This is a genomic window from Pontibacillus marinus BH030004 = DSM 16465 (genome assembly GCF_000425225.1).
In the GTDB taxonomy this organism is placed as follows: Bacteria; Bacillota; Bacilli; order Bacillales; family BH030062; genus Pontibacillus; species Pontibacillus marinus.
In genome coordinates, this window is sequence record NZ_KE384335.1 from 38,260 (window position 1) to 50,039 (window position 11,780).

Here is an 11,780-nt window from a genome sequence, read left to right on the forward strand (position 1 = left end):
TTTATAACTTTTTATAATAAATAAGTTAACCCAACTAGGCATACATAGGAGTTCCAGATTATATGAGCTACAATTGGAACCATAACAGATTTAGTCTTAAGATATAATGCACCGAAAACAAGGCCCATTGTGACCCCAGCAAGTGGGTAATCCAAATGCATAAGTCCGAATACTGTGCTTGATATGAACAACCCTAACCAAGCTTTTGCATATTTTGCTTCGAAAAACCTAAGTAGAAATCCTCTGTAAAGGAATTCCTCTTTTATTGGAGTGAGCAAGGCTGTAACGACAAAAACGGCAATAAATTTGAGAGTTGTGAAATTATCAGGTGTAAGTCCAAATAGCTGGTTTTGGTTACTCGGCGTTTCGAGTTTCAAAACGGAGAATACAAGATATTGAGCCCCTAAGATTAGGCCTAACCCAATCAAGATCCATACATAAGTCATACTTTTTTTCAGTGGTTCAAAGCTCATATTTTCAAGAGTGAAACGTCGAACGGACTTAAACAACATAAAAGCAATAATGAACCCAAGCGTATCTAAATAAAGCATGAGATATGTCATACTCATGAAGTCACTTTCTAATGAATTCGCAGGGTCTCCACCTGTTGAGACGAGTTTTGAAATCGTATAAACAAATCCAAATACTAAACCTAAAGCCACAACAAATCCAAAATAAGAAAGTGGGAATAGAAAGAGCGAACGCTTTTTTAATGCTTTGGTACGGTAGGTTTCTGTTGGTTCTTCTGTATGTATATCGTTTTCTGAATCTGGGGTGTTGGTACTATGGTGTTGAGGTGTTGATTCATTCATTTTTTCTCCCCCTTAACTTACAAATTCCGACAAAATGGAACCTCTTCATTATATAAGGGTTGGAGTAAACTTTCCATACTCTTTAAAGAATTCATAGAAAAAGCAGCCTGATTCAAGGTCAGGCCGCTTTTAAGCGTTTTATCTTAATAATCGTAATCCGTTTAAAATAACCAGTATCGTGCTACCTTCATGCCCCACTACGCCTAGTGGCATATTGAGTACTTGTAAGAAGTACGAAATGATCAGAAGCATGATGACACCGATTGAGAAAATGACATTCTGCTTAACAATTCGATTCATTTTTGTTGATAACGTTAGGGCATTTGCAATCTTCGGTAAGTCGTTTTTCATTAAAACAATATCTGCTGTTTCAAGCGCCACATCTGTTCCTTCACCCATAGCTACACCGACATTTGCAGTAGCGAGTGCTGGTGCATCGTTGATTCCATCCCCAACCATACCAACTTGATCGAAGGATTCACGTAACAATTTTACTTCCTTCACTTTATCTTCAGGAAGGCACTCTGCTACATAATTATCAATCCCGCATTCTTTTGCGATTGCTTTTGCTGTGGTCTCATGGTCACCTGTAAGCATAACCGTATAAATACCAGCTTTTCTAAGCGTTTGGATTGCACGCTTTGTATCTTTTCGTACAGTATCTTTCAGGGCAATTAACCCTAAGATTCCTTGTTCATCCGATATAAAGGTGAGTGTTTTCCCTTCTGAAGCTAATTGTTCAGCCAAGCCATTCTCGAAAGCAAAAGCTTGTTCTTTTCCTACGAAATCGGGCTTTCCGATTTTATATTGTTTACCGTTTACTTTTGCAGTGACACCTTGACCAGAGATGTCAGTCATATCATACACTTCATGATGTTGTGATACTTTGTCTTGGCCGTATCGAACAATAGCCTGAGCGAGAGGGTGGTTCGATTCACGTTCAATAGCCGTAACGATGCTTAATGTTTCTGTTTCATCAGTACGGAAAAATGTATCTGTAACGACAGGTTTTCCGTTTGTAAGGGTACCTGTTTTATCGAACGCAATGGCTTGAAGGTGGGAAAGGTTTTCTAAATGGACGCCACCTTTAAACAAGATCCCGTTTCGTGCTCCATTTGATATGGCTGATAAAGTTGCAGGCATGATCGATGCAACGAGAGCACAAGGAGAAGCTACAACGAGTAAGATCATGGCGCGATAAATGGTGTCTTGCCAACTCCAGCCAAATGCGTAGTGAGGAACAAACATCATGATGGCTACAACGACTAGAACAACCTTTACATAGGTTCCTTCAAATCGTTCAATAAAAAGCTGAGAAGGTGATTTTTCACTTTGAGCCGACTGTACAAGTTGAATGATTTTTTGGAATAGCGTTTCGTTTGAAGGCTTTGTAATTTCAACTGTAACACTACCGTTGATATTCACTGTCCCTGCAAAAACTTCCTCTCCATTTTCCTTTGAGACTGGGACGGATTCTCCTGTGATGGCAGCTTCATCTAATGAAGTCTGCCCTTTTATGATGACACCATCTGAAGGGACTCGCTCACCAGCTTTCACTAGAATGTGGTCGCCAACTGATAGTTCGGATACATGAACGGTTTCTTGCTTTTGGCCTGAAACACGTAGAGCTTCTTCAGGTTGTATATCCATTAAGGAAGAAATTTCACGTTGGCTTTTGTTCATCGTATAAGTTTCTAAAGCCCCACTCATTGCAAAGATAAATATAAGTACAGCACCCTCAGTCCAATAGCCGATCGATGCTGCTCCTATTGCTGCAAAAATCATGAGCATTTCAACATTTAAATCACGGTCTTCAATAGTTTCTTCAATACCTTCTTTTGCTTTCGCAAATCCACCAATTACAAAGCCAAGAATGTATAATCCAATTTTAGCAGGTTCACTAACAATATCTTCGGTGAGCCATGCGGTAAGTATGATGATTCCGCTAATAATCGCAGCGATTAACTCACCATGTTCCTTTATCTTTGAAAAAAGGGATGAATGGCGTTGCTTGGACTCGGTTATGTTTTGGTTTGGCTGAGAGCTTACTAGCTTCGCTTCCGATGACAATATTCTCAACTCCTTCTTTTTAATTGAGAATGATAATAAGTTTCATTTAGAACATTCTCGATATATGAATGGTGTCATTTCAGTGATAATCGTTATTAATTAGAATGATTTTAATTTAGTATATATTTTATATTAACAGATTGTTGCTTGAAGTCAAGTTCTTAAGCAGGAATGGGCTTTTTAAATCAATTCACATATTAATTGAGTAGATAGGTTGAAAAGAAGCTGTGAGATTGCTATATTATTGAAGGTGTTTGGATTTATAACTACAAAGGAGAGAACATACATGGCTAAACGTTTATGGTTATCCATACTTACAGTAGTGTTTGCTCTTGTCTTAACTGCTTGCGGTTCAAGTGAAGAAGCAGAAGGGAATGGGCAAACAGAAGATAAACAAACGACTTGGGATGAAGTAAAAGAAGAAGGTGAAATGGTCGTTGGAACATCTGGAACATTAGTAGCTACGTCTTATTATCCAAAAGACTCTGACAAACTATCAGGCTATGACGTAGAAGTGATGCGCAAAGTTGGAGAAAAACTTGGCGTTGACATCAAGTTCCAGGAAATCGGTGTTGATGGATTATTCGCAGCTGTCAAAAGCGGTCGTATTGATGCAGCGATTAACGATATCGAAGTAACGGAAGAGCGTAAGAAAAACTACAAATTCAGTGAGCCTTATAAGTATTCCTTCACAACAATGGTCGTTCGTGCTGAAGACCACAGTGGTATTGAGACTCTAGAAGACCTTGAAGGTAAAAAAGCTGGTGGAGGCGCGACAACAGTATTTAGTGACATTGCCCGTCATTTTGGTGCTGAAGTTGTAACTTACGGAAATGCGAATAATGATGTGTATCTTCGTGATGTAGACAACGGTCGTACGGATGTTATTATTAATGACTATTACCTATCAAAATTAGGCCTAAACGCATTCCCACAGTTTGATTTAGTTCTACACCCAGACTTAAGAATGCACCCAACTGAACAAGCTATTCTGTTAGGTAAAGAAGATTCTGAGTTACAAAAGAAAATTAACGGAGCACTAGCTGAACTTCGTGAAGATGGGACACTTACTAAGATCTCCAAGAAGTTCTTCTTAGGTGAAGATGCATCTACGAAACCAGAAGGTGACATTAAGAAACTTGAGGGCTTCGATAAGTAAGAAATTATAGACATCTACTGTTGCGTGGGCAATGGTAGATGTTTTTTCTAAGGAGTTAAAAAAGTATAAGTTGTAGCGCTTAGGTGTCTAGCTCCAGCGCCCAGCAACGAATGGACTTCCCTCGCCTCCGTACGATAAGTCAACATCGATTCACTATGTTCATCGTGTTTCCTTTATCGTACTACGGGCTCAGTCCAGTCCCTTCGTTGCTAAACGGGCGCTTGCGCTTTTCTTAAGAAGGGGCATTGATAATAATGTTTGAATTTTTCGGTGAACTTCAATTTGATCGACTGTTTAACCCGCAACTAGCATGGGAGAGCCTTCCTACAGTGTTAGAAGGACTTCCCATGACGATTGCCATTTCCTTTTTAGGAATGGGTATGGGACTCTTAATTGGATTTTTCCTAGCATTGGGGCGTAGTTCCTCTAAGTTTTTCATTCGTTGGCCTTCTAGATTATATATTTCCTTTATGCGAGGGACGCCGATTCTAGTGTTTTTATTTATTTTATATTTCGGTCTACCATTTATGGGATGGACTTTATCAGCCTTCACAGCTGCCGTGTTAGGATTCGGTTTGAATTCAGCAGCTTATATTGCAGAAGTGATTCGTGGGTCGATCAATAGTGTTTCAAGAGGACAGTGGGAGTCAGCGCGTGCGCTTGGGCTTTCCTTTTGGCAAACATTGACGTCAATTATTGTCCCCCAAGCAACACGTGTATCTCTGCCACCATTGACCAATGTGTTTTTAGATCTTGTTAAAGCTACTTCGCTAGCAGCTGTAATTTCCGTTCCTGAGATGTTACAAAAAGCTCAAATCGTAGTGGGTCGTACTGCGGACTCCATGACCATGTATATATTGGTTGCATTAATCTACTGGCCAATCTGCGTCATTATTGCGTTCTTTCAGGAATATTTAGAGAACCGTTTCGACTTTCATAGCACGAAAAAAAATCGACTCTTCTAGTGAGACTAGAAGAGTTTTTTAATGATTAATACTTGGTGAAATTTATTCAAATATATCCTTGAAGTAAATCATGCCATTCCCTTCAACCTCACGTGAATAACCAAGGTCTTTCGTATTCTCAGTTAATGCTTCAAAGAGGTCATTCTCTGAAAGCTCAATCCCTTCCTGACGATGTTGGTCGATTAGTAAAGCTGCTGCCCCTGTAACATGAGGTGTGGCCATAGACGTGCCTGAGAGTGTAGCATATTTCCCACCTAAATAAGTGGAACGAATGCCTACCCCTGGTGCTACAAGGTCAATCTCATCATTTGTGTTGGTGAATTCAGCCATCTTTGCATCGAAATCCACTGCGCCCACCTGTACCACTTCATCATAATAACCCGGATAGAGTCTCTCGGGTGTTCTGGCATTTCCATCTCCGGAATTACCAGCTGCACACACAACTAATATATCTTCTTTAACAGCATTTTTTATCGAACGGTGTAAGGAAGCATAATCTTTTTGTCCGCCTAGAGACATGGAGATTACGCCTACTTTCTCCTTGTTTGGACCTCTCCAGCGAGTCGCATAGCGGACCGCTTTTACGAGGTTTTGATAGGTTGTCGTTCCTTTATCATCCATTACCTTTAAGATTAATAACTTTGCTTTAGGAGCTACTCCTGCAACACCATGCCCATTTAATGACGCGGCTATAGTGCCTGCAACATGTGTGCCATGGCCATTTTGGTCTAATATATTACGAGGATTCCCTCCAGAGAAATTACGACCTCCAATGATGGAGTCTCTTAGATCTGGATGGTTCACATCACACCCAGTATCAATGACTGCAATGACCGTATCACTTCCATAAGTATCTTCTTCCCATTGATTAGGAGCTCCTATCATTTCGACGCCCTCAGGTATTTCATTTGTTTCTTCAAGGACCTCGTCAATCTGATGTGGAATTAGCTGAAATTTCGTCATTACCCATTCCCCTTTTTCTGAATGTAAATAAGAGTTCTCTTTTTATTACATTCAAATGGCGGTAATTCGTGCTTGGAAAAGAGTAAAAAGTCTTTTTTAATAAGTGAGGGTAAATGAAGTATCAAAAATTTTTGTTACAAATTTTGACAACATTCTCTTTCTCTATTTGATAAATTCAATTAAGTGGAGAGAGGGTGTGTAATATGAAGAAGGTGATCATGGTATGGATTATTTGTTTGATAGGGGGTATGTTTCCGCACATCGTACATGGAGAAGGTGCGCCTCATTCTTTAGAACACACAATGAATAAAGAAATAGAAGAATATTTAGGAAAACATACTGATCGTGTCGTATTTCGTTATGAGAATCTACAAACAGGAGAGTTTGTTTCAAAAGGGGGAAGTATTGCTAAAAGCGCTGCTAGTACAATTAAGTTACCACTGGCATTGTTAATCATTGAACTGGTTAAGAGTGAAGAAATTGAATTAGGCAAGAAACTCACTTACCGCTCTTATCACCATTACGGTGGAAGTGGGGTGATTCAGTATAATGAAGAAGGAACAACATACACTGTTGAAGATCTTGTTCATAAAATGCTCGTACATAGTGATAACATTGCTTATATTATGCTTCGTGAACATGTTGGAAGGCAAAAGTTCATTAATTATATGAAAGAACTCGGAGCGGATTATGCCTATCCAAACGGGAAGAACTATACGAGTGCAAATGATCTTACACTTTATTTGAAGCACCTCTATAGGATTAAAGGGAATAGTGAATTTGCAGGAGAAGTTTTCAAGTGGTTACAGAATACAGCTTATGATCATGGTATTCCACAAGGAGTGAAGCAACCTGTAGCACATAAGGTGGGGATGATTCCGATGTATAACATATCAAATGATACAGCCATTGTATTAGGGGAGAGCCCTTATGCATTAACCATATTAACTACGAACTATTCCTACTATGAATCGAAGAAGATTATTAGTGAACTGACAAATCTTATCGATCGAGTTCATCGTGAATTTAAACCTCCCATTATAGCCAAGCCATTGGAAGTATTAAAAAACCGAACTCTCCTTCTTTAGGTAGAAGGAAGAGATCGGTTTTCTTTTTCAGAAAAGACAATAGGAATTGTGATCAATACCAACATGGTCGTAATTACATGGAAAAATGATAACTCTGGGAAAAGTTCAATAAATACCCCGCCTGTATAAGGGCCAATGATGCTCCCGATACTAAAGGATATTCCGCACATAATATTCCCCGCCGGAAGTAGTCTTTTGGGTAAGATATCTGTCATATAAGAAATCCCGAGGGAGAAGATTGAGCCGACAAATATACCAGAGAGTGTAAATAGAATGAACAGCCAGACGACGGAATCCTCTAGATAGGCTGCGGCGAAAAAACAGATGATTCCAGCTCCCAAAACGCCCAATAGCACTTTTTTTCTTCCGATTCGATCACTTAATATTCCAAGAGGAAGTTGAGAAATTAAACTTCCTGCTGCAAATGTAGGAATGATAAGAGATAGGATATCCACATCATGTCCGATACGCATGCCATACACGGGGAAATTCCCATGAAGCGCAGCCTCCAAAAACCCATAGGCAAATGGAGGGAGAAAGGCTACCCAGGCAAGCTCCCCGGCTTCTGCAAAGCGTTTAATGGAGCTAGAAGAGGTCGTGTAACTGTCTTCATTTTCAGGGAATTGGTTACGAACAAGAAACATGAGAGACCAAACGACAATGCTTAATCCAGCTGATAAAAGAAAAGGTGCCGCAATATTAATGGACACTAGACGAGTCATTAGAGGCCCTATTGCAAATCCTGCTCCAAAGAAAAGGCCATAGAGTGCAATGTTACGACCGCGCTTATCCTCAGCTGCAGTCGTGGTAATCCACGTCTGTGTACCAAAGTGGAGCATATGGTCTCCAATTCCAATTGTCACTCGTAAAATGAACCAAAACCATAGCGACTCCCAAAAAGGAAAGAAAGACATGGATACAAAAACTAGTGCTCCGCCCAGAAGAATCATAGGTTTATATCCAATATTTCGTAATGGCTTTTCCATAAAAGGTGACGCAATTAAGACGCCTATATAAAGTCCTGTCGCATGAAGACCATTTATAGAAGAGGAAATCCCGTTTTGTTCTAATATAACGGCGATTAAAGGTAAGAGCATCCCCTGTGTAAATCCAGAAATCGTGACTAATAAAATTAAAACAAGAAAACGAAAGCGTTGTTGTGACATGAGAATCATCCTTATATGAAGTACAGCATTCAATTGTTTATGCTACTAAGCAACCTAGAAAATAGCAAGGAAAAACGAAGCTGATATATTGCTGAGATAGCTATATTGTGGCAAAGTATTTAAGGGTTCTACCTACATAAGAAAGCAAAAGACGTTATGAACCCTCTATATTCGGTTACAATATAAGTAGAGTATTGTAATAGACTACTTTCCAATGAGGAGTGATTCCATGTCAGAATTACATTTTTATCTTAAAAACGATGGTATTCGAACATCTACAGGATACGGTCAACTCAATATTTCTCCAGATGAGGAGAAAGGGTTTCGTCCATTTCAACTTATGGTCTCATCCGTAGCAAGCTGTAGTCTTTCCGTATTTCGTAAAATTTTAGATAAACAACGTGTTGAATACGAGGATATTAAAGTCACAGCAGATGTGAAGCGAAACGCTGATGAAGCAAACCGTATCGAAAAAATTTCACTACACTATGTTGTGAAAGGTCATCATTTAGATGAAGACAAGATGTACAAAAACCTAGCAACATCTTATAAAAACTGTTCCATGGTTCAATCTGTAAAAGACAGCATTGAAATTGAAGAAACACTTGAATGCATCGAACTAAGTTTATAAGCAGAAAGGTCCTTATCTTTTAGGTAAGGTCCTTTTTTTATGAACATTTCAAAAAATTAAAACATTCCCTTATACAAAAAATACTAAAGCCACCCTCAAGCTTTTTATGATAAGATATATAAATGGAAAATACGAATGAACGAGATCATATAAAAGGTAGAGGGGAAATTATGAAAAAGTTTACTATACGTGCGTTATTTTTTATATTAGGTTTGTATATTCTATCGTTTGGTATAAGCCTTACCATTAAAGCTGATTTAGGTGCGGGTGCCTGGGATGCATTAAATGTTGGTTTAGAAGATGAAGTCGGACTTACAGTTGGAACGTGGGTCATTATAGTGGGGATGGTTTTAATCTTTTCTAATGCTCTATTAGCCAAGGAACGTCCTGATTTCTTAGCATTAATCACCGTAACGATCTTAGGGCCTATGATAGACTTTTGGTTAGAGTTTTTCATGGCCGATTGGGCATTTACGAGTTTCCCTGCTCAGATAGCTGTTCTTTTAGTTGGTATTGTATTTGTATCACTCGGAATTGCCACTTATATTCAGCCTAAGCTTCCTTTGATTCCGATTGACAACTTTATGGTTTCAGTACAAAAACGCTTCAATTTACAAATCACAAAAGCTAAGACGTTGACTGAAGCTTTTGCTTTATTAATGGCATTTCTTTTTGGGGGTCCAATAGGGATTGGAACAGTCGTAATTCTATTTATGCTTGGACCAACTATTCAATTTTTTGATCCAAAAGCGAAAAATGTGCTAGGTCGACTCCTAGGTGAAGAAATAGGTTAATAATATAGAAAGAAAGCATGAGATTGAATCCAATCTCATGCTTTTTTAATACATAATATTTCCTTCTATTGAAAAACATATAAGAAAACGTTAGAAGGGATGGAGCTAAATGAAAATATTCATGAAGTGGGGGTTTCTTACTCTGATTGTATGTTTCTCGCTTCTCCAGGCTGATATAATTCACGCAGAGAGTGAAAAGACTAAACGTGAGGAGATGCATAACTTTCTGAGTTCGGTCTTAGATATCTCGAAGAAAAACACATACCCTAACACACCCTCTATGAAGGAACAGGTTGAACCAAATGAGCTGACCAAAGAACTCCTAGAGGATGGTAAAGTCAAAATTAATAATCCGCATCTTATAAAAATGCTGAATGAAACAGACTTACGTCCATCCCCTCTTGCAATAGGTTATCGAGGCATGATCTATATGGGGAAGTGGCCATTGAATTATGAAACAAAAGAGCAAAATATTAATTGGCAGTATCAAAAGATTAATACGAACCAAAAGGATAATCAGAATGGATATGAATCGAAAAACATTCATTATAACCAAGAGAAGGAGCGGGCGGTAAGAGGTGCTTTAACAGAAAAAGTTGATTACCCAAATCAAATTAAAGAAATGATGTTATTCGAAGCGCAAAAACAAGCAGAACTACCATTATCTTTTGACACTGTTATTGGAGAAGGGACAGATATGAACCTCTCTTATGGTGTTCCGCGTAAAAAGGTCGGAATCGTAGAAGCCTATGCTCCAGCAGTACATGAAAAGGGAAAGGTTACATTTGGAGATGTATACCTTAAGCTGAAGGGATCTAAAAAGGAGATCGTTATTGAAGGTGTTGAAAAGAAAGAAGTAGGGGCATGGATTCCCATCCAAGACCGCCTGTCGATTACATTCCGTGTGCAGTAAAAAATCCGCTTACTCCTCTTGCGGAGTAGCGGATTGTGTTTGTGGTAGTTCGATATGTTGTAATGACATTTGGATATTATGATCAAACATCTTTTCGGCGATGATTCTACGTGTTTCTTTTGAAGCTGTCCAGTAGACCAAATCTTCTGTTAATCCAGTCACTGTGTATTCATAGCCGCGGTGATCACTATTAAGGGATGTCATGCCATATAGTTGAAATGGCTGGACTGGCTGATCGGCAGGGTCCGTCTTTAAGTAATGGGCCAGTTCATCATTTAACTGCTCACATGTTTCTTCTAAAAGTTTATAGATCTTTCTAGGATCTTCTTCAAAGCTAACTGTAACTTTTTCAATAACTCGCATATGGTCAATGTTATAGTTTTCAATGGAATTCACTTGTCCATTGCTTATGGTAAGTAGCTTGCCACTCCATTCACGAAGCTTTAAAAAACGGAGCCCAATATCTTCGACCGTACCAAAAAACTTATCATTAACAGCAATGAAGTCACCTTTATGTAGTTGCTTTTCGTATAAAAAGAATATTCCTGCAAGCAAATCTTTAATAATACTTTGTGCACCAAAGCCCAAAATAATCCCTAACACACCGGCACCAGCAAGGACGGACCCAACCTTTAAGCCGAGTAGGGTTAATGCAAAAATAATCAAGCCGATTGTAGCGGTATAATTAATGGTTGAACTAATCATGGATTCAAGTGTTTTTTCTTTTCGTTCCTCAATGAAGGATGTCTTACTGAAAAAAGAACGAACCGATCGCTTGATAATAAAGATAGCAATATAAGTTAGGATGGCTACTCCAAAGAATTGAACAATGCCGTTACTGAAAAAAGCAGATATTGTATCATCCCAAGTAACCTCATCTAAATTAAACATAATTGAACCTCCTAAAACGGTCACATGTAACTCATTATAGCATGGGCGAAAAAATTGCTCTATAAACGTGACTAGGTGGGTTAGACAAATGAGGGGATTTCTACTACGATATAGAAGGCAGAGTCACTCACAACCGAATTTTATTTTATAGATAAAGGAGTCTATCATGAATAACGAAGCGAAAATTGAAGAGTTAAAATTACGTCTTTCTACATTCATGAGCCGCATCGACGAAATGGATCCAGAGACGACTTCCGTTGAAGATGTTGATAAGCTCATTTCGATGTTAGAAGACCTTGAAGAACAGTGTAAATAAAGGGTTATAAGC

General features: G+C 38.8%; 12 protein-coding genes. 7 read left to right on the forward strand and 5 right to left on the reverse strand.

From position 1 onward, the window contains the following. Positions 1-11: 11 nt before the first annotated feature. Together H514_RS24115 and H514_RS0120515 are read right to left on the reverse strand one after the other, a co-directional pair. Positions 12-812 carry a CPBP family intramembrane glutamic endopeptidase gene (locus tag H514_RS24115; RefSeq protein WP_051255258.1) on the reverse strand — a complete coding sequence of 267 codons (801 nt, stop codon included), beginning with the start codon at positions 810-812 and terminating at the stop codon, positions 12-14. Between the two features lie 138 nt (positions 813-950). Continuing rightward, positions 951-2,882, reverse strand: a complete 1,932-nt coding sequence (locus tag H514_RS0120515) for a heavy metal translocating P-type ATPase (protein ID WP_027448650.1) — start codon at positions 2,880-2,882, stop codon at positions 951-953. 286 nt (positions 2,883-3,168) lie between these two features. On the opposite strand from H514_RS0120515, the gene H514_RS0120520 reads away from it, so the two are divergent. Further along, positions 3,169-4,041 carry a transporter substrate-binding domain-containing protein gene (locus tag H514_RS0120520; protein WP_027448651.1) on the forward strand — a complete coding sequence of 291 codons (873 nt, stop codon included), beginning with the start codon at positions 3,169-3,171 and terminating at the stop codon, positions 4,039-4,041. Between the two features lie 254 nt (positions 4,042-4,295). Further along, a complete protein-coding gene (locus H514_RS0120525; RefSeq protein ID WP_027448652.1) occupies positions 4,296-5,006 on the forward strand; it encodes an amino acid ABC transporter permease in 711 nt (236 codons plus the stop codon). 42 nt (positions 5,007-5,048) lie between these two features. Here H514_RS0120525 and H514_RS0120530 read toward each other — a convergent pair whose 3' ends face one another. After that, entirely contained in the window at positions 5,049-5,969 is a 921-nt protein-coding gene (locus H514_RS0120530) for a S8 family peptidase (RefSeq protein ID WP_027448653.1), read from the reverse strand. A 203-nt stretch (positions 5,970-6,172) separates the two neighbouring features. Here H514_RS0120530 and H514_RS0120535 point away from each other — a divergent pair, with 203 nt between their 5' ends. Further along, the gene (locus tag H514_RS0120535; protein ID WP_027448654.1) at positions 6,173-7,057 is read left to right on the forward strand and encodes a serine hydrolase; all 885 of its coding nucleotides are present in this window, start codon (positions 6,173-6,175) and stop codon (positions 7,055-7,057) included. Here the strand turns inward: H514_RS0120535 and H514_RS0120540 are convergent. Further along, positions 7,054-8,223, reverse strand: coding sequence for an MFS transporter (locus tag H514_RS0120540; RefSeq protein ID WP_027448655.1), 1,170 nt, complete (start codon positions 8,221-8,223; stop codon positions 7,054-7,056). The two genes, H514_RS0120535 and H514_RS0120540, sit on opposite strands and share 4 nt — an antisense overlap. A gap of 229 nt (positions 8,224-8,452) precedes the next feature. Between H514_RS0120540 and H514_RS0120545 the strand changes: the two genes are divergently transcribed. From H514_RS0120545 to H514_RS0120555, 3 genes are all read left to right on the forward strand, one after another. Beyond that, entirely contained in the window at positions 8,453-8,854 is a 402-nt protein-coding gene (locus H514_RS0120545) for an OsmC family protein (protein ID WP_036841951.1), read from the forward strand. A gap of 170 nt (positions 8,855-9,024) precedes the next feature. Next, entirely contained in the window at positions 9,025-9,648 is a 624-nt protein-coding gene (locus H514_RS0120550; protein ID WP_027448657.1) for a YczE/YyaS/YitT family protein, read from the forward strand. A gap of 109 nt (positions 9,649-9,757) precedes the next feature. Further along, positions 9,758-10,561 (forward strand): YfkD family protein, encoded by an 804-nt coding sequence (locus tag H514_RS0120555; protein ID WP_027448658.1) that lies wholly within the window; start codon positions 9,758-9,760, stop codon positions 10,559-10,561. Between the two features lie 9 nt (positions 10,562-10,570). Here the strand turns inward: H514_RS0120555 and H514_RS0120560 are convergent, their stop codons facing one another. Beyond that, a complete protein-coding gene (locus H514_RS0120560) occupies positions 10,571-11,452 on the reverse strand; it encodes a mechanosensitive ion channel family protein (RefSeq protein ID WP_036841949.1) in 882 nt (293 codons plus the stop codon). 166 nt (positions 11,453-11,618) lie between these two features. Between H514_RS0120560 and H514_RS25035 the strand changes: the two genes are divergently transcribed. Then, positions 11,619-11,768 (forward strand): SE1561 family protein, encoded by a 150-nt coding sequence (locus tag H514_RS25035; protein ID WP_169449784.1) that lies wholly within the window; start codon positions 11,619-11,621, stop codon positions 11,766-11,768. The last annotated feature ends 12 nt before the right edge of the window (positions 11,769-11,780 follow it).

Coding starts and splice junctions, on each gene's coding strand:
- H514_RS0120520 (WP_027448651.1), top strand. CDS start 3,169: ATGGCTAAACGTTTATGGTTATCCATACTTACAGTAGTGTTTGCTCTT.
- H514_RS24115 (WP_051255258.1), bottom strand. CDS start 812: ATGAATGAATCAACACCTCAACACCATAGTACCAACACCCCAGATTCA.
- H514_RS0120555 (WP_027448658.1), top strand. CDS start 9,758: ATGAAAATATTCATGAAGTGGGGGTTTCTTACTCTGATTGTATGTTTC.
- H514_RS0120525 (WP_027448652.1), top strand. CDS start 4,296: ATGTTTGAATTTTTCGGTGAACTTCAATTTGATCGACTGTTTAACCCG.
- H514_RS0120545 (WP_036841951.1), top strand. CDS start 8,453: ATGTCAGAATTACATTTTTATCTTAAAAACGATGGTATTCGAACATCT.
- H514_RS25035 (WP_169449784.1), top strand. CDS start 11,619: ATGAATAACGAAGCGAAAATTGAAGAGTTAAAATTACGTCTTTCTACA.
- H514_RS0120535 (WP_027448654.1), top strand. CDS start 6,173: ATGAAGAAGGTGATCATGGTATGGATTATTTGTTTGATAGGGGGTATG.
- H514_RS0120550 (WP_027448657.1), top strand. CDS start 9,025: ATGAAAAAGTTTACTATACGTGCGTTATTTTTTATATTAGGTTTGTAT.
- H514_RS0120530 (WP_027448653.1), bottom strand. CDS start 5,969: ATGACGAAATTTCAGCTAATTCCACATCAGATTGACGAGGTCCTTGAA.
- H514_RS0120560 (WP_036841949.1), bottom strand. CDS start 11,452: ATGTTTAATTTAGATGAGGTTACTTGGGATGATACAATATCTGCTTTT.
- H514_RS0120540 (WP_027448655.1), bottom strand. CDS start 8,223: ATGTCACAACAACGCTTTCGTTTTCTTGTTTTAATTTTATTAGTCACG.